The 21,822-nt window shown below is 30.9% G+C and carries 19 protein-coding genes; 17 read left to right on the top strand and 2 right to left on the bottom strand.

Annotation, left to right across the window (positions count from 1 at the left end; translation table 11 throughout):
• Nucleotides 1-3: 3 nt before the first annotated feature.
• Together CLOBL_RS00290 and holA are read left to right on the top strand one after the other, a co-directional pair.
• Nucleotides 4-1,695: a ComEC/Rec2 family competence protein gene (locus CLOBL_RS00290; protein WP_077857157.1), complete on the top strand. Its 1,692-nt coding sequence runs from the start codon at nucleotides 4-6 to the stop codon at nucleotides 1,693-1,695.
• 120 nt (nucleotides 1,696-1,815) lie between these two features.
• The gene (gene holA, locus CLOBL_RS00285) at nucleotides 1,816-2,850 is read left to right on the top strand and encodes a DNA polymerase III subunit delta (RefSeq protein WP_077857156.1); all 1,035 of its coding nucleotides are present in this window, start codon (nucleotides 1,816-1,818) and stop codon (nucleotides 2,848-2,850) included.
• Nucleotides 2,851-2,891: 41 nt separating this feature from the next.
• Here holA and rpsT read toward each other — a convergent pair whose 3' ends face one another.
• On the bottom strand, nucleotides 2,892-3,155 hold the full coding sequence (gene rpsT, locus CLOBL_RS00280) for a 30S ribosomal protein S20 (RefSeq protein ID WP_009168664.1): 264 nt from the start codon (nucleotides 3,153-3,155) through the stop codon (nucleotides 2,892-2,894).
• Nucleotides 3,156-3,328: 173 nt separating this feature from the next.
• On the opposite strand from rpsT, the gene gpr reads away from it, so the two are divergent.
• From gpr to CLOBL_RS00220, 12 genes are all read left to right on the top strand, one after another.
• A complete protein-coding gene (gene gpr, locus CLOBL_RS00275) occupies nucleotides 3,329-4,312 on the top strand; it encodes a GPR endopeptidase (protein ID WP_009168665.1) in 984 nt (327 codons plus the stop codon).
• A gap of 301 nt (nucleotides 4,313-4,613) precedes the next feature.
• Nucleotides 4,614-5,636, top strand: coding sequence for a stage II sporulation protein P (locus CLOBL_RS00270; RefSeq protein WP_143323826.1), 1,023 nt, complete (start codon nucleotides 4,614-4,616; stop codon nucleotides 5,634-5,636).
• Between the two features lie 131 nt (nucleotides 5,637-5,767).
• On the top strand, nucleotides 5,768-6,190 hold the full coding sequence (locus tag CLOBL_RS00265) for a GNAT family N-acetyltransferase (RefSeq protein ID WP_077857154.1): 423 nt from the start codon (nucleotides 5,768-5,770) through the stop codon (nucleotides 6,188-6,190).
• Nucleotides 6,191-6,299: 109 nt separating this feature from the next.
• A complete protein-coding gene (locus CLOBL_RS00260) occupies nucleotides 6,300-6,617 on the top strand; it encodes a hypothetical protein (RefSeq protein WP_077857153.1) in 318 nt (105 codons plus the stop codon).
• A 204-nt stretch (nucleotides 6,618-6,821) separates the two neighbouring features.
• Nucleotides 6,822-8,627 (top strand): translation elongation factor 4, encoded by a 1,806-nt coding sequence (gene lepA, locus CLOBL_RS00255; RefSeq protein ID WP_077857177.1) that lies wholly within the window; start codon nucleotides 6,822-6,824, stop codon nucleotides 8,625-8,627.
• A gap of 199 nt (nucleotides 8,628-8,826) precedes the next feature.
• Nucleotides 8,827-9,267 (top strand): hypothetical protein, encoded by a 441-nt coding sequence (locus CLOBL_RS00250; RefSeq protein ID WP_077857152.1) that lies wholly within the window; start codon nucleotides 8,827-8,829, stop codon nucleotides 9,265-9,267.
• A 123-nt stretch (nucleotides 9,268-9,390) separates the two neighbouring features.
• Nucleotides 9,391-10,515, top strand: a complete 1,125-nt coding sequence (gene hemW, locus CLOBL_RS00245; protein ID WP_077857151.1) for a radical SAM family heme chaperone HemW — start codon at nucleotides 9,391-9,393, stop codon at nucleotides 10,513-10,515.
• 233 nt (nucleotides 10,516-10,748) lie between these two features.
• On the top strand, nucleotides 10,749-11,780 hold the full coding sequence (gene hrcA / locus CLOBL_RS00240) for a heat-inducible transcriptional repressor HrcA (RefSeq protein ID WP_009168672.1): 1,032 nt from the start codon (nucleotides 10,749-10,751) through the stop codon (nucleotides 11,778-11,780).
• 36 nt (nucleotides 11,781-11,816) lie between these two features.
• A complete protein-coding gene (grpE, locus tag CLOBL_RS00235) occupies nucleotides 11,817-12,404 on the top strand; it encodes a nucleotide exchange factor GrpE (RefSeq protein ID WP_009168673.1) in 588 nt (195 codons plus the stop codon).
• An 82-nt stretch (nucleotides 12,405-12,486) separates the two neighbouring features.
• Complete coding sequence (gene dnaK, locus CLOBL_RS00230; protein ID WP_077857150.1) at nucleotides 12,487-14,325, top strand: molecular chaperone DnaK; 1,839 nt, start codon at nucleotides 12,487-12,489, stop codon at nucleotides 14,323-14,325.
• A 351-nt stretch (nucleotides 14,326-14,676) separates the two neighbouring features.
• A complete protein-coding gene (gene dnaJ, locus CLOBL_RS00225; protein WP_009168675.1) occupies nucleotides 14,677-15,810 on the top strand; it encodes a molecular chaperone DnaJ in 1,134 nt (377 codons plus the stop codon).
• A gap of 320 nt (nucleotides 15,811-16,130) precedes the next feature.
• The gene (locus tag CLOBL_RS00220) at nucleotides 16,131-16,907 is read left to right on the top strand and encodes a GNAT family N-acetyltransferase (RefSeq protein ID WP_077857149.1); all 777 of its coding nucleotides are present in this window, start codon (nucleotides 16,131-16,133) and stop codon (nucleotides 16,905-16,907) included.
• Between the two features lie 162 nt (nucleotides 16,908-17,069).
• Here the strand turns inward: CLOBL_RS00220 and CLOBL_RS00215 are convergent, their stop codons facing one another.
• Nucleotides 17,070-18,878 (bottom strand): multicopper oxidase, encoded by a 1,809-nt coding sequence (locus CLOBL_RS00215; RefSeq protein WP_077857148.1) that lies wholly within the window; start codon nucleotides 18,876-18,878, stop codon nucleotides 17,070-17,072.
• Between the two features lie 395 nt (nucleotides 18,879-19,273).
• Here CLOBL_RS00215 and trmB point away from each other — a divergent pair, with 395 nt between their 5' ends.
• From trmB to CLOBL_RS00200, 3 genes are all read left to right on the top strand, one after another.
• Entirely contained in the window at nucleotides 19,274-19,933 is a 660-nt protein-coding gene (trmB, locus tag CLOBL_RS00210; RefSeq protein WP_077857147.1) for a tRNA (guanosine(46)-N7)-methyltransferase TrmB, read from the top strand.
• A gap of 91 nt (nucleotides 19,934-20,024) precedes the next feature.
• Nucleotides 20,025-20,969 carry a 50S ribosomal protein L11 methyltransferase gene (gene prmA, locus CLOBL_RS00205; RefSeq protein ID WP_009168681.1) on the top strand — a complete coding sequence of 315 codons (945 nt, stop codon included), beginning with the start codon at nucleotides 20,025-20,027 and terminating at the stop codon, nucleotides 20,967-20,969.
• Nucleotides 20,970-21,001: 32 nt separating this feature from the next.
• Complete coding sequence (locus CLOBL_RS00200; protein WP_077857146.1) at nucleotides 21,002-21,769, top strand: RsmE family RNA methyltransferase; 768 nt, start codon at nucleotides 21,002-21,004, stop codon at nucleotides 21,767-21,769.
• The last annotated feature ends 53 nt before the right edge of the window (nucleotides 21,770-21,822 follow it).

Genomic DNA, 21,822 nt, shown 5'->3' with positions numbered 1-21,822 from the left:
CAAATGTTTCATAAAAAAATAAATGAAGTGGGAAATCCATTAGTATATGTTTTTTTATCATTAATGGTTGGATGCATTTATTATGGGATAAATGAAGAATTAAGAGGGCTTGCAATATTTATTGTGGCTTCTTTTTTTATTTGTATGTTTTATTATTGTGGGTTCAGCTTCAGCTGTATTATGAGTATATTTTTTATAATAGGAGTTTTAATCAATTATTCGTATTATGAAGTTCCTAGTGAAATAAATGATGAAGTAAGGATAACAAAGGTAAGCAGCTTTGGTATTCAAGGAGAATTTGAAGGAAAGAGCATCACAATAAAAACTAACAGGAAAGATTTAAAGGTGGGAGAGAAGTATAAAGTTGCAGGAAAAATTAATAGAATACAGGATAAAGTAAGTGGAGTTGTTGGAGAGGTTGAACCTAAATTTATAGTAAAGACAAAAGATGATCTTATAACAAAGCTTTATAATGTTAAGAGAAATATATACTATAGACTAGAAGAAAACTTAGGGGAAAGGAAAGCTGGATTAATATCATCAATTGCTTTTGGTTATTCAGATTATCTAGATGCAGAAGATAAAGATGATATGAATAATTTAGGTATTATACATAGTATAAGCGTTTCAGGCCTGCATGTAGTTATAATATATGGTTTTTTTAGAATTTTTCTAGGCAGCAAACTAGGGATTATTTTAACAGGGGCATATGTTATATTTACAGGCAGCAGTTATTCTAGTATAAGAGCCTTTGTAATGCTTGCCTGTGTTGAAGGAGCAGAGATATTAAAAAGAAACAAAAGTTCAATTTCTGCATTGTGTTTTTCAGCTATAATATTAGTTGTTTATCAGCCCTATTGTATTTTTAATATATCCTTTCAACTGTCGTATGTGGCTACTCTAGGAATAATAATGTATAATAAAAAATTAAATGAAAAACTTTATAAAATGCCTGGTAAATTAAGAGAATCATTAAGTTTGGCATTAAGTGCTCAAGTGTTTACTTTACCGTTTTTGATATTGATATTTAAGAATTTTTCTGTAAATTTTATTGTTGGAAATCTGTTTTTAGCACCTTTTGTTGATCTTATGGTTATCACAGGAAATATATTAGTAATCACATATATTTGGCCTAAAGTATTTGATTTCTGCAGTTACTTAAATTTATATATAATAAAAGCTTTTGATTGGACCTTAGATATTATTGATAAAGTCTCACTTCCAATGTTCTACGGAAACGAATATATAGTACTTTTTTATTTCTTTATAATGCTGAGTTTTTATTTTGTAAGAAAAGGATATAGGAGTTTTATTTATATTCCTCTTATATCAATTCTTGCAATAGCTATTCAGATATACAGCCCGATTTTAAATATTTCATATTATAATGAAGGTGCTATATTGATTAGTTACAGGGGGGAGAGAGTACTTCTGGCTAATAAAAACCAAATTGACATAAAGAAGTTATCAGAAGCAGCTTTTGCAACTGAATACTATAGAGAAGAAAAGTTAATTAGGATAAAAGATATAGGAAGTATTAAATCTCAAGGGAAAAATTATATCTTAGAAACGCCTGAGAAAAAATATTTATTAAAAATGACAAGTACTGAGAATGAATCTAAAGAGTATGATATAATAAATTTTAAAGATGCACCCATTAACAGAATATTTGTAATAAATGGGAAAGTAGTATAGAAAGAATTATGAGTTATAAGTTATGAATTTAGGAAAAGCCAGAGGTTTTTCTTCATCAACTCTTAACTTATAATTTTTAACTCATAACTGAAATAAGTGTTGTTTGAGAGGAAAATTAAAGTGATTAATTATGAAGTTTATGAAAAAGAAATTGAAAAAGGTAACATAAAGAATGGATATGTTTTTTGTGGATTAGATGAAGAGCTTATTAAGGACGGGATAAGTTTAATTACAAAAAGAGAGATACCAGAAGAGTTAGAAGAACTTAATTTAATTAAAATAGATGGAATGAATACGAGTTTAGATGATATTGTGAATGCTTGCGAAACAATGCCTTTTATGGGAGAGAAAAAAGTTGTTCTAGTGTATAGAGCAAGTTTTTTGCAGGAAAAAAATGATTCGACAGGTACTAAGATATATAATGAACTTAAGAAATACATTTTGGATTTGCCTCCATATACTATTTTAATCATGTATTATTTGTTAAATGATAAAAGAGAAAGACCTAATAAGAATAGAAAATTAAGCACCATTGAGAAATCATTAACTGTAGTTCATTGTGATAAATTAAAGAAGGATAAATATTTAAAAAAGGTTTCTGATATATTTAAAGATAAAGGAAAAACAATTGGGCGTGTTGAATTAATGTACTTTTGCGAAAAGGTGCAGAACAATTTTGATATCATAAAAAGAGAAATTGATAAACTTGTTTCATATTGTGAAGGTAGGGAAATAAGAAAAGAGGATATTAATTTACTTATTTTAAATTCTAATGAAGAAGATATTTTTGATTTGGTAGAATTAATAGCTATGAAAAAAGTTGATAAGGCTATAGACATAATGAAGGAAATTTTATATAAGTCAGATCAGCATATGCTCATAATAAGTGCAATTCAAAAACATTTCCTAAGGTTATATGAAATAAAAATAAAAATAATGAATGGGAAAAGAGTAGAAGATATAGTATCTGATTATAAATTGCCTCAATTTGTATGCGAAAAACTAATGGGCCAGGCTAGTAAGTTTACCCAAAGGCAGTTATCACAATTGATTAAGCTTTGTGTAAGCGCTGAAACAAAATTAAAATCAACAGGAATGGATAAGACTATGGAAATGGAATTCCTGCTCATAAATACACTTACTGTTAAGAAATAATATAAAAAAACAACCCATCTGTAAGTAGATGGGTTTTAAGATTATGCCATAGCGTTTAATCTAGCAGCTAATCTTGATTTCTTTCTAGCAGCCATGTTCTTATGGACAACTCCCTTAGTAGCAGCCATGTCTAATGACTTAACAACTGATGTATATAAAGCTTTAGCTTCTTCATTATTCTTAGCTTCTACAGCAGCTTCAAACTTCTTTATAGCAGTCTTTAAAGCAGACTTAACCATTCTGTTCTTTAAAGTCTTAGTTTCAGTAACTTTAATTCTCTTTTTTGCTGATTTTATATTTGCCATTCTTAGTTCACCCCCTTAGATTTTTATAGGGTCTCTGCAGTTTTTGGGGAAATCTGCGTACGAGTTCATATTCAACAAACCTTATTATAACATCACAAGTTATGTAATTCAAGTATTAAATCTAAAGAAAAAGGAAAAATAATACTAACTAAATTTATAACGAGGTGTTAATTATGATTAATGTTAGAACAGATTTGGTACTTGAAGCAAGAGATATTTATAAAGAAAGCCATAAAGGTGAAAAAGATATTGATGGTATAGAAGTTATTGAAGAAAGTGAAAAAGATATTAAAGTAACTACTGTAAAAATAAAAAATGATGAAGGAGCTGAAAAACTTGGAAAACCGAAAGGTAATTACATAACAGTAGATATGCCAGAGTTTACAGCTTATGATGGTGAGACTATGGATAGAGTTTCAGAGGTTGTTTCAGAGGTTTTGGGAAGATTAATTAAGGTTGATACTGAAAAGACGGTGTTAATTGTTGGACTTGGAAATTGGCAGGTAACGCCTGATGCATTAGGGCCTAAAGTTGCAGAAAAAATAATGGTAACAAGACATTTGCAGACAGTAATGCCTGAAGCCATTGATGATTCGGTTAGACCAGTCTGCTCAGTATCACCAGGAGTATTGGGAGTAACGGGTATTGAAACTGTGGAAATAGTTAAAGGAGTTGTGGAAAAAGTTAAACCAGATTTAGTAATATGCATAGATGCATTAGCAGCAAGGAAGGTTGAAAGGGTAAATGCAACAATCCAGATTGGTGATACAGGCATATCACCAGGTGCCGGGGTAGGCAATAATAGAAAGCAGATAAATGAGGAAAACTTAGGAATTAAGGTAATTGCTATAGGAGTGCCTACTGTAGTAGATGCTACCACAATTGCTAATGATACCATAGACTCCGTTATAGATTCTTTAATTAATAACTCATCAAGTGGTGGAGACTTCTATAAGATGTTAAAATCTCTTGACAAATATGAAAAAGAAAGGCTTATTAGAGAAGTAATGTCATCAAAAACTGGAATGGATATGATAGTTACACCTAAGGAGATAGACCTGGTTATTAATTCTTTATCAAAAATAATAGCTAATGGTATAAATATGGCAGTACAACCTAATATGAATATGGAAGAAATTAATAAATTTATGGGATAATTTATTAAGTTTATAGTTAACAGTTTATGTTTTTAAGGGTATCCTGTGGCAATTTACAACTAATGAAGAAAACCTAAAGGATTTTTCTTGAAAATAATTTCGAAGCGAGCCTTTTGGCTCGCTTTTGCTTTTATATAATTTTTTTTATCATATGAAGAAATTATAGGAAGGCAGTTAATTGAAAATTAAATCAGAATAATTATGTAAATTGATTAATATAAATATAAAAGAAATACAAGGGGGGATCAAGGTGGCATACATTAGTAGAGAAAAAAAAGGTGAAATTAATAGAAGAATAAGAATGAAATCAAATACTAGTATTGGAGTAATAGTATTAATACTAATTACAAGTTTATTATTTATAAGGCTTGGCAATGTTTTGAAAAATAGCAAGGAAAGAGGAGCATTTGCTTATGTACAGATGTTAAATTTAGGAGCGCCAATAGTAGAATCTCAAATTTATGATGAAGGGACTTACTCGGAGAATAAGCTTTCATTAAGTAATGTATGCTTACAGGTTTTAGGAATTAATAATTTGAGCTACAAAGGGATAATTCAAAATGAAGTCAGTTATTTCACTGATGTGGATAGTGATAGTGTTAGTAAACCAGATTCTACATTTAGTTTATTTCAAATAAATGATGATAGTATTTCAAAGGTACCAGCTAATAATACTGATAGTACAAATTCAAAGATTTATGATCCGAGCTTAAAAAAAGAACTGAATGAATCAAAGCCAGAAGTATTAATATATCATAGCCATACAACTGAAAATTACGATGCCTCACAGCCTGAAAGTTTAGATGAAGATACCAATGTAGTAGGGGTGGGGGATGTTCTTGCGGATGAACTTGAAAAGAATTATGGGATATCGGTAATTCATGATAAAACAAATCATTGCATTTCATATAATGATAGTTACACGAGATCTGGTGAAACTGTAGATAAATACCTAAAACAATATGGGGATTTTAAAATGCTTATAGATCTTCATAGAGATTCTGTAGAGGATAAATCTGCAACAACCACAGAAGTAGATGGAATGAGCGCATCTAAGATAATGTTTGTAGATGCAGAAAATAGTACAAGATATGCAAAAAATAAAGAGCTTACAGAGAAGGTGTTTAATAAAACAGCAGAATTATTTCCGACACTGCCAATAAAAATATTAACATACCATAGAGGGAAAAATGCATTTAATCAAGATAAGAGTGATGGATGTTTACTTTTTGAAATAGGTTCTCATACTAATACACCAGAGGAATCAAAGGTTACAGCACAGTGTATGGCCAGAGTAATTGCAGAAATTTTAAATAAAAAATAAAACTTGCGTAAAATGTAGAATTACTATTGCAATATATATACTTAAAATTTGCTAGTTGACTTCTACCTTAGGTATGGATATATACTATGTATTAAATAATTAGACTAATATTAACACTAGGAGGAAAAAGGATGAATATAAAATTTAAATATAATTGTTCAAATGTCAATTGGAATGATGTATCTAATATATTAAAAGAGGTTGGAATGACATATTTTGAAGGAGAAGTGCACAAGAAAGCTTTTGAAAATAGTCATACTACTGTATTTGCTTTTGATGGGGATAAGTTAATTGGTTTTGGTCGTGCAATTTCGGATGGAGTTTATCAATCAGCAATTTACGATGTTGCAGTATTGCTAGAATATCAAGGGAAAAAGATAGGTTCAGCAATTATTGATCACATATTAAGATTTACTCCTAATTGCAATTTTATTTTATATGCTTCACCGGGAAAAGAAACTTTTTATGAAAAACAAAGCTTTAGAAAAATGAAAACAGGAATGGCGATATTTATTAATCCAGAGAAAATGAAGACGAGAGGGTTTATTGAATAGAATGCTATAAATTAATAGTATTGAATAATAAACTTTAAAAATGGAGATAATTTAAATAAAATTTTTATACGATGAAGTATTAAAAAATATTATTTAAAGGGTGTTTTTATTGAAGAAGATTTTTAGTAGAAAAGTGCTGCCGGTATTTTTTATTTTAGTGTTAGTTTTTATTGGAATAATTAAGATAGATTTGATTAATACTAAGGCATTATCTCCGCTTGGAAATACAAATGAAAATTATAAACTTGTAAGTGATGAATTTGGAGAGGATTTTTCTAATTTTATTAAAGATAATTCATTTTTAAAGATTTATGAGGAAGATGGTAAAGATATTTTAGTAAGATTAGGGGACAGTGATTTTAAAATTAAAGAAGAATCTCCTTATATAAAAAAAATACAAGAGATGTTTAAAAATATAAAACTATAGATGAGTAAATTATAAATCGAAGGCTATTTTAATTTAAATGTAAGCTTAAGGCACATGAAAATAGACTGGCAAATGGACTTGTTATTTATTTGATTGTACCTAAAGTTTTAATAGCCTTTTTTTATGTATGTATGTTATAATTTAGCTGATTTAATTATAACGGGGGTGAAAGGACTGTTTTAAAGAGAAAAGACAGTCATGCATATGAAAAGTGAAAGACAAAAACATATCAGGAATTTTTCAATAGTAGCACATATTGATCACGGTAAGTCAACCCTTGCGGATAGATTACTTGAAACTACAGGAACCTTAACTAAAAGGGAAATGGAAGAGCAAGTTCTAGATAATATGGAGATAGAAAAAGAAAGAGGAATTACAATAAAGTCTCAAGCAGCGAGACTTGTATATAGAAGAGATAACGGTGAAGAATATATTCTTAATTTAATTGATACTCCGGGACATGTAGATTTCAATTATGAAGTTTCAAGAAGTCTTGCAGCTTGTGAAGGTGCAATATTGGTTGTTGATGCGACTCAAGGTATTCAGGCTCAGACTTTAGCTAATTGTTATTTAGCTTTGGATAATGATTTAGAGATTGCGCCAGTAATAAATAAGATTGATTTGCCTTCTGCAAGACCAGATGAGGTTAGGAAGGAAATTGAAGATGTAATAGGTATAGATGCAGAGGAAGCACCTGCTATATCTGCGAAAACCGGACTTAATATAGGAGATGTTTTAGAGAGCATTGTTAAAAATATACCTAGCCCAGAGGGGGATGAAGAAGCTCCTTTAAAAGCACTTATTTTCGACTCATATTATGACAGCTACAAGGGTGTTGTATGTATAACAAGAGTTTTTGATGGAAGCGTGAAGGTTGGAAGCAAAATTAAGTTAATGGCAACTAATAAAGTTTATGAAGTTACTGAAGTTGGAGTATTTACTCCGGGAGTTCTTCCAATTGGCAGCTTAAGTGCTGGGGATGTTGGATATGTAACAGCATCAATTAAAAATGTGAGGGATGCGAGAGTTGGAGATACGATTACAGAAGCTGACAGACAAACAGACAAAGCACTTCCTGGGTATAAACCTGCTATACCAATGGTTTATTCAGGAATATATCCGGTTGATGGAGCAAAATATGATGAACTTAAAGAAGCATTAGAAAAATTACAGATAAATGATGCAGCTTTAAGTTTTGAACCAGAAACATCTATAGCACTTGGCTTTGGATTTAGATGTGGATTCTTAGGATTATTACATATGGAAATAATTCAAGAAAGAGTTGAAAGAGAATTTAACTTAGACATAATTACTACTGCACCATCAGTTATATATAAAGTAATAAAAACAGACGGAACCATTCTTGAAATAACAAATCCAACAAATCTTCCACCTGCAACAGAAGTAGATTATATGGAAGAGCCAGTAGTTAAGGCATCTATAATAACGCCTAAAGATTATGTAGGGGCAGTTATGGAATTATGCCAGGATAGAAGAGGAACATATATTGATATGCAATACATAGAAGAAACTAGGGCAGTTGTAAACTATGATATTCCTTTAAATGAAATAATATATGATTTCTTTGATACCTTAAAATCAAGAACAAGAGGCTATGCTTCTTTGGATTATGAATTCAAAGGATATACTCAGACTAAGTTAGTTAAGCTAGATATATTATTAAATGGAGATATAGTTGATGCATTATCAATGATAGTTCCCGAAGAAAGAGCTTACCATAAAGGAAGAGGAATTGCAGAAAAATTAAAAGAAATTATTCCAAGACAGTTATTTGAAATTCCAATTCAAGCTGCGGTCGGATCTAAAATCATTGCGAGAGAAACCGTAAAAGCAATGAGAAAAGATGTATTGGCTAAATGTTATGGTGGAGATATTTCAAGAAAGAAGAAGCTGCTTGAAAAGCAAAAAGAAGGAAAGAAGAGAATGAGGCAGGTTGGTTCTGTTGAAGTTCCACAAGAAGCATTTATGGCTGTTTTAAAGGTAGACTAGATTATAGATAGATATAAAAGCTTAATTTACAAGTTACAAGTAAGAAGTAAATCTTATGATTTATTTCTATATACTAGGCATAAGACAATATAGATTCCTAAAATTATTATAAATAAAAGATATTATTTTCAAGGAATTATTTGTATAATAGTAGATAGTAGTATGCAAATAATTATTGGTAGAAAGATGGAGGGGTTATATGTTTTTGAATGAACTTAGTAAGAATGAAGGAATTGTATTTATGCAATTAGTTAAGAATCTTGCGAATATAGATAATACCTTTGCTAAAGAAGAAAAAAATCTTTATTATGATTATTTAAAGGAATTAAATATAGAGGAAAACGAAGTAGCTGATGATGATTTAAACTCAATATGCAGAGTTTTAGAAGATTCTTCTGAAAGAACAAAGAATATAATTTATTTTGAATTGATAGGTCTTGCACTTATTGACGGAGAGTATGATGAAAAAGAAGTTACTTTCTTAGAAGAAGTAGGAGATAAATTAAGCATAAAACGTAATAAAAGGATAGCTTTTGCCAATTACTTCTACAATTTTATTGATGTATATGGTTTTTCAGTTGTTGATGCAGAGAGTAAAATAGCTTTATTAAAGGAACAAGCAGAAAAATTATTAGTTTAGTAAGTTAAAATAAAATTACTTAAAATAAATATTGAGCAAAGAAAGGAAATGTACAGCATAAGTTCCTCTCTTTGCTCAATTGTTTTAGTGTACAGATAAATAGTGAATTGGAGGAGATTTTAATTGAAAGATATTTCATTATATATACATATACCATTTTGTAAGCAGAAATGCCTTTATTGTGATTTTCCATCGTATTCAGGAAAAGAAAAATTAATGGATAAATATATTGATGCACTAAATAAGGAAATACTGCAAAAAGCAGAGGCTTATTCTATAAACAGCATATTTATTGGTGGAGGCACGCCATCTCATCTTAATGATTCCAATCTGAAAAGTCTGCTAGATACTTTAAATAAGCTTAATTTGAAGACAGATATAGAATTTACAATAGAATGTAATCCTGGAACAGTAAATAGAAGTAAACTTAGTATTATGAAAGACGGTAAAGTAAATAGAATAAGCTTTGGATTACAATCTGCAAAAGATTCTATTCTAAGGGAAATTGGAAGAATACATAATTATAAAGAATTTAAAAGCAATTATTTATTAGCCAGAGAGATTGGATTTGATAATATTAATGTTGATTTAATGTTTGGCTTACCGAATCAGAGTAGTGAGGATTTTAAAGAGACCTTAGAAGAAATTGTGAAGCTGAATCCAGAGCATATATCGGCATATAGCTTGATAATAGAAGAAGGAACTTATTTCTACGATTTATATGATAAGGATAAGCTGAAACTCCCCGATGAAGAGCAGGAAAGAGAGATGTATTTATTAGCAAAGGAAATTCTAGGTCAATATAGTTACCATCAATATGAGATATCTAATTATGCAAAGAAAGGAAAGGAATGTTTTCATAATAAGGTCTATTGGAAGTGTAATGAATACTTAGGATTAGGTGTGTCTGCTAGCTCTTTCATAAATGAAAATAGAATCAAAAATATAGATGATATTGAAGAATATATAAAAAGAATAAATGAAGCTGAAGATGTTACGCAGGAAGTTCATGTAAACACTATAAAAGATGATATGGAAGAATTCTTATTTATGGGACTTAGAATGATTGAAGGTATAAAAATAAGTGAATTTGCCAAAAGATTTAATAAAGATATATATGAAGTCTATGGAGATGTAATTGAAAAAAATATAAAAAAAGGATTATTAATTTCAAGTTCGGGGAAACTGTATCTGAGCTCGAAAGGAATAGAATTATCCAATTATGTGATGAGCGATTTCATTTTATAATGTGATATTTAAATAAATCTTTTATTGTGAAATAGATTGCAAAAAGATTACTGGAGAAAACTAAAGAAAATAGCAGTAATATAGAGATAAATTTATAAAATCGAAAAAATAATAACTAAATAAAGTTATAATAAAAATAAATAGAATTGACAAAAAACATCATAAATAATATATTAAAAACATAGTCATTAGCACTCGAGCTTAATGAGTGCTAACAAAAAGAGGGTGAGGTTATGAGTATTGATGAAAGAAAGATAAGGATACTTCAAGCTATTATCAATGACTATATTCGCAGCGGAGATCCTGTTGGATCTAGAACTATTGCGAAGAACTATAATTTGGGCATTGGATCTGCAACTATTAGGAATGAAATGGCTGATCTTGAAGACATGGGATACTTAGAACAACCTCATGCTTCTGCAGGAAGAATTCCTTCTAGCAAAGGATACAGATTATATGTTGATCAGCTTATGGAGAGTCAAAGATTGACAGTTGAAGAAGACTTGAAGATTAAACAATATATAATTGATACTGCAATGCTTGAAGTAGATAAAATAGTTAAGCAGACTAGCGCTTTATTATCTGAGCTTACTAAGTTAACTTGTATAATAGAAGCTCCATCGGTTAAGAAGAGTTTTATTAAATCTATTCAGCTTATTAAGGTTGATGAACACAATTTAGTATCAGTTTTTTTAACAGACACAGGGCTTATTAAAAATCATATAATGAAGCTCAATAGCAAGGTTCCAGAAGTAGAAACTTTAAATCAAATAAACAAAGTTATCAATAATAGATTGGTGAATCTTTCTATACAGGAAATTAATCTAGAAGTAATTAATAATCTGAAGAAAGATTTAGGACAATATGAAGAAATATTTAATGCAATTTTACCACTATTATATGAAACATTAAATTCAGCAGATACTACAGAAGTGTTTATGGAAGGAACAACCAATATATTCAATTATCCAGAGTACAATGATATTGATAAGGCAAAAGAGATGCTGTCGCTTCTTAATGATAAAGAAGCTTTAATAGATTTATTTGATCCACAGGATAATATAACAGTCAGCATAGGCGATGAAAATTATAAGCTGCAGGCTAAGGATTGCAGTATAATATCAGCCGAATATTCTTTCAGAGATAGGCCTATTGGAAAAATTGGATTAATTGGGCCTAGAAGAATCAATTATTCAAAAGTAATAGCAATCATGTCTGAAGTTATAAAGGAGCTTAATAATATATTAAGCAATGATAAAATATAAGTCCTAGATTAAAGAGAAGAGGTGTTACTTAGATATATGGCAGAAAATAATGTTAAAGATGAAGAACTAAAGAATGAAGAAATTAAAGAGGAAGAAGTAACTGAAGCTACAGCTAATGATGCAGTAGAAAATCAGGAAACTAGCGAGGCTGTAGATGAAACTTGCAAAGATGCAGGAAATAATTTAGAAGAGGAAAATAAAAAATTGCAGGAAGAATTAGATAATACAAAAGACAGATTATTAAGATTAACAGCTGAATATGACAATTATAGAAAGAGAACTTCTAAAGAAAAAGAAGGAATATATAGTGATGCATATGTTGATGTATTAAAAGAAATTATTCCTGTTCTTGATAATTTAGAAAGAGCTATTGCAGCAGATGGAAGTATAGAAGATTTGAAAAAAGGAATTGAAATGACTATTAAAGGCTGCAAGGATGCATTTGCAAAACTTGGAGTTGAAGAAATAGATGCTTCAGGAGAATTTGATCCGAACCTTCATAATGCAGTAATGCATGTAGAAGATGAGAACTTAGGCAAAAATGTTGTAGCTGAAGTTTTCCAAAAGGGATATAAAAAAGATGACAAAATAATAAGACATACAATGGTTAAAGTAGCTAACTAAAAAAGTAAAATTACTTATTAAAATATTTAATTGAAAAATTCAAATTAAAATAAACTAATAGAGTTTTAGGAGGAATAATATCATGGGAAAAATTATAGGAATTGATTTAGGAACTACAAATTCATGTGTAGCCGTTATGGAAGGTGGAGAACCAACTGTTATAGCAAATTCAGAAGGAGCTAGAACTACTCCTTCAGTAGTATCATTCCAAGCAAATGGAGAAAGATTAGTTGGTCAAGTTGCAAAAAGACAAGCGATTACAAATCCAGATAAGACAGTTATCTCAATAAAGAGACACATGGGAACAAGTTACAAAGTTGATATAGATGGAAAACAATATTCACCACAAGAAATTTCTGCTATGGTACTTCAAAAGATCAAAGCTGATGCTGAAAGCTATTTAGGTGAAACTGTAACACAAGCAGTTATAACTGTACCAGCTTACTTTAACGATAGCCAAAGACAAGCAACTAAAGATGCAGGAAAAATTGCTGGTCTTGAAGTATTAAGAATAATCAACGAGCCAACAGCAGCATCACTTGCTTATGGTTTAGATAAAATGGATTCAGCACACAAGATTTTAGTTTACGATTTAGGTGGTGGTACTTTCGATGTATCTATCTTAGATCTTGGAGATGGAGTATTTGAAGTATTATCAACTAACGGAGATACTAAACTTGGTGGAGATGACTTTGATGAAAAAGTAATGCACTATATTGCTGATGATTTCAAAGCTTCAAATGGAATTGATTTAATGCAAGATAAGATGGCAGTTCAAAGATTAAAAGAAGCTGCTGAAAAAGCGAAGATTGAATTATCTTCATCAATGCAAACTAACATTAATTTACCATTTATCACAGCAGATGCAACAGGTCCAAAGCATATAGACTTAACTTTAAGTAGAGCAAAATTCAATGAAATCACTCACGATTTAGTTGAAAGAAGTATTGAGCCAATGAAAAAAGCATTAGCTGATGCAAAACTTTCATTAAGTGATATTGATAAGATAATCTTAGTTGGTGGATCAACAAGAATTCCAGCAGTACAAGATGCAGTAAAGAACTTTACAGGAAAAGAACCATCAAAAGGAGTTAATCCAGATGAATGTGTTGCAGTCGGTGCAGCTATTCAAGCAGGTGTACTTACTGGAGAAGTTAAGGATGTAGTATTACTTGATGTTACACCATTAACACTTGGAATTGAAACAGCAGGAGGAATCGCTACTCCATTAATCGAAAGAAATACAACTATTCCAACAAAGAAGAGTCAAGTATTCTCAACTGCTGCAGATAATCAAACATCAGTTGAAATCAACGTAGTACAAGGTGAAAGACAAATGGCTGTAGATAATAAGTCACTTGGAAGATTCACATTATCAGGAATAGCTCCAGCTCCAAGAGGAATTCCTCAAATCGAAGTTACATTTGATATAGATGCTAATGGTATTGTTAAAGTATCAGCTTTAGATAAAGGAACTGGAAAAGAAGCTAACATCACAATTACAGCTTCAACTAACTTAAGTGATGATGAAGTAGATAAGGCTGTAAAAGAAGCTGAAAAGTTTGCAGAAGAAGATAAAAAGAGAAAAGAAAAGATTGAAGCTGTAAATAACGCAGATCAAACAATTTATCAAATAGAAAAGACATTAAATGAAGTAGGAGATAAAGCTACAGAAGATGAAAAAGCTACTGTAAAAGCTAAGATTGAAGATCTTAAGAAAGTTAAAGATGGCGATGATGTAGAAGCAATTAAAGCAGCAATTGAAGCTGTAAATCAATCATTCTATCCAATAGCTACAAAGATGTATCAACAAGCTGGAGCAGAAGCAGGTGCTGACCAAGATGCAGCAGGTGGAGCACAAAGTGCACCACATGATGATAATGTAGTAGATGCTGATTTCAAGGTTGATGAAGATAAATAATATAGTTTAGTTGTAATAAAACTTAATTATTAATATAAGTGAGAATCAAAATCTTGTATTTTGCAATTCGAACTTACCCAGCGAACGCATGTGAGTCGGGTTTCATTAGAGATAGGGGAAGGCAATTTCGTCTTCCCTTTTCTAAAGTATGCAGAGAAAATAATAAAAGTTGCACATTTTACTATTGTAAATTGTATATTTATAATTGGAGAAGTTATTATTTATACATTTATGATCTGGATTGTGTGGAGTTTAAATTTAAATTATGCATTGTACATTGCATGCAGTTCGCTGTAAATCGTGAATTGCGAACTGTACACTGATAAAGTACTAGGTGGTGAATATAAACAAATGGCAAATAAAGACTATTATGAGGTGCTTGGACTTGAAAAAGGTGCAAGTGATGATGAAATAAAAAGAGCCTTTAGAAAATTAGCAGTAAAATATCATCCAGATAGAAATCAAGGGAATGCTGAAGCTGAAGAAAAGTTTAAAGAGATAAATGAAGCTTATCAAATTCTTTCAGATCCAGAAAAGAAGGCTAAATATGATCAATTTGGATCTGCCGCTTTTGATGGAAGTGGAGGCTTTGGAGGCGGTGGCTTCGGAGGTTTCGATGGCTTTGATATGGGAGGTTTTGGAGATATTTTTGAATCGTTCTTTGGTGGAGGGGGATCAGGTTCTAGAAGAAGAAATGGTCCTGTAAGAGGTAATGATCTTGAATATACAATAACCTTAACATTTGAAGAAGCTGTTTTTGGAGTAGAAAAAGAAATTTCAATAACTAGAAATGAAAATTGTGAACACTGTAATGGAAGCGGAGCTGAGCCTGGAACTAGTGCAAAGACTTGCCCAACTTGTGGAGGTTCAGGTCAAGTAAGAGTTCAAAGACAAACTCCTCTTGGAAGCTTTGTTTCAACTTCTACTTGTGATACTTGTAGAGGAACAGGTAAAATAATAGAAAAACCATGTTCAAGTTGTAGAGGAAATGGTAATGTTAGAAAGACAAGAAAGATAAAAGTTAACATACCAGCAGGAGTAGATACAGGCAATGTTATGCCACTACGTGGTCAAGGTGAACATGGATTAAGAGGTGGAAACCCTGGAGACTTATATGTTAGAATTAATGTAACTCCATCGAAGGTATTCACAAGAAAAGGAAATGATATATATATTGATGCTCATGTTTCTATGGCTAAGGCTACTTTAGGTACAGAAATAACTGTAGCTACAGTAGATGGAAATGTTAAATATTCTGTTCCAGCAGGTACTCAATCTGGAACTATGTTTAGATTAAAAGGTAAGGGAATACAAAGAGTTAATTCAGGTGGCAAAGGAGATCAATATGTAAAAGTCATAGTTGATATTCCTAAGACATTAAATAAAGAACAGAGAGAGGCATTGTACAGCTTTATGAAAGCATCAGGTGAAGAAGTTGATGAAGCTGTGGCTCCAAAGAAAAAGTTATTCGGGAAAAATAGATAAAATAAGTAAAATTTTTAAGAAACTGTTTAAGTAGCGGCTATGCTGTGAAAATTTAAGCAGTTTCTTTTTTATATTGAATCAGTAAAAACTAGCAGTTAAAGATGAAATTTCACAATCAGTTAAAGATGAAAAATTCACAGATTATTTAAGATATATGAAAAATAAGAAAAAAATTACAGTTTGTGCTACAATTGATTTATAATGTTGATTAGTAAAACAATAAAATAATTTATTAAAAAGAAGATTTAAATGAAGGAAAATAAAATGATTTTATTTTCAAGAAGGCCACTATTTTTGATAATAATGAGAGGGCTTAGGATATGATTAGAGTAAAGAAGGTAGAATACATAGAATTAATAGAAGAGCAAAGAGAAGTGTATATGAGGTCGCTGCCTTTTGCTCAAGAAGAATATCTTGAGCAGATAGTTAATAGATGTGATTATTATAAAATTGAACTAAAATCAAAAACACAGGGATATTTTTGTGTGGATAAAGATAAAGTGCTGTATGAGTTTTATTTGAATGATGAAGTGGTAACATTTGCGCAAGATATATTTAAAACTTTGCTAGAGGAAGAATATTTTATAGCAGCAGAATGTAAATCATTTGATTATTTGTTGATGTCATTATGTTTAGATTTTAATAAAAAGGCTTTTTGTTCAGGATATTTGTTTAGAAATTTTGTTAATGTAAAAAATTCATTGAATGGATTTAAGAATATATGTTTTAGGTTAGCAAATTTAAAAGATAAAGAAAAAATTTCTGATATGAGCGAAGACTTTTTTGAAAATTTAGAAGAACAAATTTTAACAGAAGAGATATTCGTATTGTATTCTGATGAAATTTTACTTGCAGCAGGTGTTGCTCAGAAAGTTTTCAGAAGCATGGATTATTATGATATAGGTATGATAGTAAAAAAGGAGTATAGAAACAGGGGGATTGGAACATATATTATAACAAAATTAAGAGAAAACTGCTGTGCACATAATGTGGTACCTATTTGCGGCTGCTGGTATTATAATCATGCTTCAAAAAGAACTCTTGAAAAAGCTGGATTTATTTCAAAACATAGAATCATAACATTTAATTTTAAATGAGTAATAAAAATACTATAAGCTGTAATATTACAAAATAATACATATAAATTTAATGCACTAGACATTATTAAATTTAATGTTTAGTGCATTTGGTTTTAGGCCAATATAATTCTAAGATATTAATGAATGGGTTAATACGGTATTTTCTAGTGTAAAATTAGATTATTCTTCTGATTTAATCTGATAAGGTCTCATCATGTCATTATCTTCGTGGTCTAAGATGTGGCAGTGCCATACATAACCAGGACCAGCGGAAGGATCAAATGGAAATAAATTTTCACCAGGATGTGAATTAGCATTTTGAGGAGCAAAGCGAATTCGCATTTTTGTTATTTCTCCAGGATATGCTTTTACAGTATCCTTCCAGCCAGCTTCGTTATCTTCTGGAGGGATAGGATTACCTATTATATATGGTGTTGTATAAAGTGTTTTCGGTTTAACCATCCATGGTGGATTTCCTAAATCAGAATTTAATTTAAGCCAGTCCTGGGTATATTCATCTACCTCAAACTTTTGCCTGCATGATAATTTGAATTCTACAAGATGCAAGTGGATAGGATGTGCATCAGCGGTTAGATTAACTATATACCATTCCTCTGTTGAACCTACAACTGGCAATTCGGAAATTGGAGCTGACCAACGTTGTCCGTTTAATGTTACTATTAATGGACCATTATCTCCTGCAGTTTCATAAAGCGTAAATATTCTTACTTTTGATGGAACAGGCAAATATGGTATAGGATTACTTCTTAGTGTCTTTGGTAAAGGAGGAGGCATTGTCATGTCGGTATTATGGTTGATGGTAAACTGCATTATTTGTCCTACAGTATCAGGATTAGGTTTATCACCTGTAGGATAAGGTGCATTTGCATCATTACAGAGAATTATTTTAGTACAGCTAGGAATCTCAGAAAAGTCTACAAGTATATCCGCACGTTCTGCAGGAGCAAGAAGAATGGAAGTTAGTGGTATAGGTTTGTTAAGATAACCGCCATCTGTTCCTATTTGCCAAAATTGCATTCCATTTGAAAATTTAAGATTATAGAATCGTGCATTTGAACCATTTAAGATTCTAAAACGATATCTGGTCATGTCAACGTCTAGATTAGGCCATACTGTTCCATTTACCATAATGGTGTCTCCAAAAAACTCAGGCTGCCAATAAGGATGGATTTCTGGATTGTCACCTTGAGTAGGAAAATTTAAGCTGCCATCAGCATTAAAGGAACGGTCTTGAATAACTATTGGTATTTCATATTTTGAGTTTGTAATTAATGGACCTGGGTAATCAAAAGGATTAGCAGGATCTTTAATAATATAAAAACCGGCAAGTCCCATTACTACATTAAGACGAGTCACGCCTAGTGCATGGTCATGATACCATAATGTAGTTGGCTCTTGAGTATTTGGGTAGTGAAAAGTGTCAGTGATATATTTTGGGCCAGTTAGACCATTTGCAGTCCACCATGCTTCAGGGTGACCGTCAAATGTTGATTGCTGTTCACCTCCATGAAGATGTGTTACTAATGGGACATCTTTTTGAGCACAGTAAACTCCAGGTGGAAAATCAGGCCATTTCCCATCAGGAGGCATCATTGAGGTGTCATTAGGATTTGCCCAATGAAGACTTGGATCAACTGCTAATGAATAAGCGTCTGTAATTTCATTTATCCATTTAACATTTACAGGAATGCCTCGTATGGCTTCAAAAGTTGCTCCAGGAGAACTCCTAAATTGAATTTTTTCTCCAGTGAATTTATCTCTGATTATACCGCTATATCCCCATACAGTAGTTTGAGCAAATTCAGAAGGGAGAATTTGCTGTTTAAATTGACACATACTGATTTTATAATTATCGCTTAGAGCACCACTCACAGAATCAGTTACTCTATTAGGCAAGAATACTGGAGGAATAATTAGTTCCTGCGTGTATTTTGGTATTGTTTCAGGATCGAGTGTTTCCTTTGTCATAAGTACCTCTCCTTGTTTTTGAATTTAGTTAATAAAAATATAATACATTATATTCATTAGGAAGTATTATTGATACTGTTTAAACATATTGTTAAGCAATATTAATTAGAAAATAAAAAATTGCAATAAAATTTTTTATAGGTATAATTATTATGAAAGCATATGGCCATTTTAAAAACGGCAAGTTACCATGCAGATAATGCACAATCAAAAAAATAACAAGTCCATCTGCAAGTTTTGGAATTATTATTTTATTTCTGTGCTTAAAGTTATTTTGTGATTATATCCTTAATGGAAAGAGTAATTATAATGTAAGATATTTCTTTGTCTTACTCGCGAAATATAAATTGCATTATTTACTTGTTGTTTTTGGCCCAAAGATGGAGTGAATTGACATGAGAATGAGAAAAAAGCCATGGGCAAGACCTGAACTTGAAGCAAGTGATTTTTTTGTTGTAAATCCTAAGGATTATAAAGGTAAATGGAAAGAGTTTTTTGGAAATGACAAACCTATATATATGGAACTTGGATGTGGAAAAGGTACTTTTATAGCAGTACATGGTTCAAAGAATCCTGAGATTAATTACATTGCAGTTGATATAAAAGATGAGGTTTTAGGTTTAGCTAAGAGAAATATAGAAAGAGCTTATAAAGAGAAAAATAGATCAACAGATAATATAAAGTTAATGGCTCATGAAATAGGGATTATTAATGAAATGCTAAGCGAAGATGATGTAGTAAGCAGAATATACATAAATTTTTGTAATCCTTGGCCTAAAAAGAAGCATAAAAAGAGAAGATTAACCCACATAAATCAATTAAATCAATATAAGGTTTTCTTAAAAGATGAAGGAGAAATATATTTTAAAACAGATGATGACGAATTATTTGAAGAATCTCTTGAATATTTTAAAGAAGCTGGGTTTAGAATTAAATACATAACTTATGATCTTCATAAAAGTGACTTTGAAGGAAATGTAGAGACAGAACATGAAAAGATGTTTACTGAGCAAGGAATAAAAACAAAATTCTTAATTGCTACAAAAAACGATTAATTGGTTAATAGTTGACTGAATTACGGGGGCGTATTGTAAAGTTGATGATATAAAAATTATTACAAAATCAAAGAGAAAGGTTGATACAAAGATGGATGGAATATGGATTGAAGTAAGTATAATAACAAAAAGTGAGGCATTAGAGCCTATATCAGGAATATTTTATGGATTAGGATGTCCGAACGTTGCAATTGAAGACCCTGAGGATTTACTTTCAAGAGAACAAGGCCCATTGACTTGGGATTTTGCAGATATAAATATCTTAGAACATAAAGGAAACGCTGCTGTTGTAAAAGCATATTTTTCTCAGGATGATAAGGTTGAAGAAATAGTTGAGCAGGTTAAAGAAAAGCTTGAAGAAATAAAAGATCTTGGAATTGATATTGGTGAAGGTAAAGTAGAAGCAAAGAAAATGCATGAAGAGGATTGGGCAAATAATTGGAAGCAATATTATAAGCCAGTTAAAATAACAGATAAAATTGTAATTAAACCTATTTGGGAAGAGTATGAAAAAAAGAAAGACGAAATAATTATTGAATTAGACCCAGGAATGGCATTTGGGACAGGAACTCATGAAACTACTAGGATGTGTATTCAGGCACTAGATAAGTACGTAAAGCCTAATACAACAGTATTTGATGTGGGATGTGGCTCAGGAATACTTGCAATAGCGGCTGCAAAGCTTGGAGCTAAACATGTAGTAGGTGTTGATTTAGATCCAGTAGCAGTTGATTCATCTAAAGAAAATATAAGCTTTAATGATTTAGATAATATTGAAGTTTTAGAAGGAAATCTTTTAGATGTAGTTGAAGGAAAAGCAGATATAGTTGTTGCAAACATAATTGCAGAAGTTATATGTATATTAACAGAGGACGTTAAAAAGGCATTGAATGAAGGCGGTTTGTTTATTACATCAGGTATAATACATGATAGAGTTGATATGGTTACAAAGAAGTTTGCAGAGTGCGGCTTTGAAGTTATAGAAATAAATAAAGATGGAGAATGGAACTGCATAGTGGCTAAAGCGGTTAATTAATCTTAACTTGTAACTGAATGAAGGGTGGTTTTATGCATAAATTTTTTACAGAACCTTATAATATCACAGATATAGAAGGAAGAATACTTGGAGATGATGTAAAACATATATATAAAGTTTTAAGATTATCCGAAGGTGAAGATGTAGTATTAAATAATTGTGAAGGCATAGAATATTTAGGAAAGATAAAGACTATAACAAAGAGTGAAGTTGTAGTCAGCATAATTAAAAAATTAGATATAAATAATGAAAGCAAAATTAAAGTGCATTTATTTCAAGGATTACCAAAAGGGCAAAAGATGGATTTAATAGTGCAGAAGGGAACTGAGCTTGGAGTGCATGAATTTATCCCAACAATCACAGCAAGGGTTGACGTTAAGCTTAAGGGAGAATTTAAAAAACTTGATAGATTAAATAGAATAGCATTAGAAGCATCTAAACAATCTAAAAGAAGCATTATACCACAAGTTAGAGAAGTTATTGACTTTGAGGAAGCATTAAGCAAGCTAAAAGATATGGATTTAGCTTTAGTACCTTATGAAAATGCGGAAGCTTTCGGCATTAAAAGTCTTATGAGACAGCTTGAAAAAGAAAATGTAGATTTAAGTAATATTAATGATGTTGGAATCTTAATTGGTCCAGAGGGTGGATTTGAAGAGGAAGAAATAAATACATTAAAAGCGCAAGGAGCTTATATTGTAACTCTTGGAAACAGGATACTTAGAACGGAAACAGCAGGATTTATAAGTGCAGCATTAATTCAGTATGAATTAGGAGATTTAGGAGGAATGCTACTATAATGGAAGAAAATCAAATGAAAAAATTAAAAGTAAGTAATGGAAAGACTGTATTA

The organism is Clostridium sp. BL-8, from assembly GCF_002006495.1.
In the GTDB taxonomy this organism is placed as follows: Bacteria; Bacillota; Clostridia; order Clostridiales; family Clostridiaceae; genus Clostridium.
The sequence above is the reverse complement of the archived record's forward strand: the minus strand, read 5'-3'. Positions and strand labels throughout refer to the sequence as shown.

What these genes read in the sequence shown, in the direction of transcription:
- CLOBL_RS00200 (WP_077857146.1), top strand. Translation starts at nt 21,002, where the DNA reads ATGCATAAATTTTTTACAGAACCTTATAATATCACAGATATAGAAGGA.
- CLOBL_RS00290 (WP_077857157.1), top strand. Translation starts at nt 4, where the DNA reads ATGTTTCATAAAAAAATAAATGAAGTGGGAAATCCATTAGTATATGTT.
- hrcA (WP_009168672.1), top strand. Translation starts at nt 10,749, where the DNA reads ATGAGTATTGATGAAAGAAAGATAAGGATACTTCAAGCTATTATCAAT.
- rpsT (WP_009168664.1), bottom strand. Translation starts at nt 3,155, where the DNA reads ATGGCAAATATAAAATCAGCAAAAAAGAGAATTAAAGTTACTGAAACT.
- lepA (WP_077857177.1), top strand. Translation starts at nt 6,822, where the DNA reads ATGAAAAGTGAAAGACAAAAACATATCAGGAATTTTTCAATAGTAGCA.
- grpE (WP_009168673.1), top strand. Translation starts at nt 11,817, where the DNA reads ATGGCAGAAAATAATGTTAAAGATGAAGAACTAAAGAATGAAGAAATT.
- dnaJ (WP_009168675.1), top strand. Translation starts at nt 14,677, where the DNA reads ATGGCAAATAAAGACTATTATGAGGTGCTTGGACTTGAAAAAGGTGCA.
- CLOBL_RS00220 (WP_077857149.1), top strand. Translation starts at nt 16,131, where the DNA reads ATGATTAGAGTAAAGAAGGTAGAATACATAGAATTAATAGAAGAGCAA.
- dnaK (WP_077857150.1), top strand. Translation starts at nt 12,487, where the DNA reads ATGGGAAAAATTATAGGAATTGATTTAGGAACTACAAATTCATGTGTA.
- trmB (WP_077857147.1), top strand. Translation starts at nt 19,274, where the DNA reads ATGAGAATGAGAAAAAAGCCATGGGCAAGACCTGAACTTGAAGCAAGT.
- CLOBL_RS00250 (WP_077857152.1), top strand. Translation starts at nt 8,827, where the DNA reads ATGTTTTTGAATGAACTTAGTAAGAATGAAGGAATTGTATTTATGCAA.
- CLOBL_RS00265 (WP_077857154.1), top strand. Translation starts at nt 5,768, where the DNA reads ATGAATATAAAATTTAAATATAATTGTTCAAATGTCAATTGGAATGAT.
- CLOBL_RS00215 (WP_077857148.1), bottom strand. Translation starts at nt 18,878, where the DNA reads ATGACAAAGGAAACACTCGATCCTGAAACAATACCAAAATACACGCAG.
- prmA (WP_009168681.1), top strand. Translation starts at nt 20,025, where the DNA reads ATGGATGGAATATGGATTGAAGTAAGTATAATAACAAAAAGTGAGGCA.
- CLOBL_RS00270 (WP_143323826.1), top strand. Translation starts at nt 4,614, where the DNA reads ATGAAATCAAATACTAGTATTGGAGTAATAGTATTAATACTAATTACA.
- gpr (WP_009168665.1), top strand. Translation starts at nt 3,329, where the DNA reads ATGATTAATGTTAGAACAGATTTGGTACTTGAAGCAAGAGATATTTAT.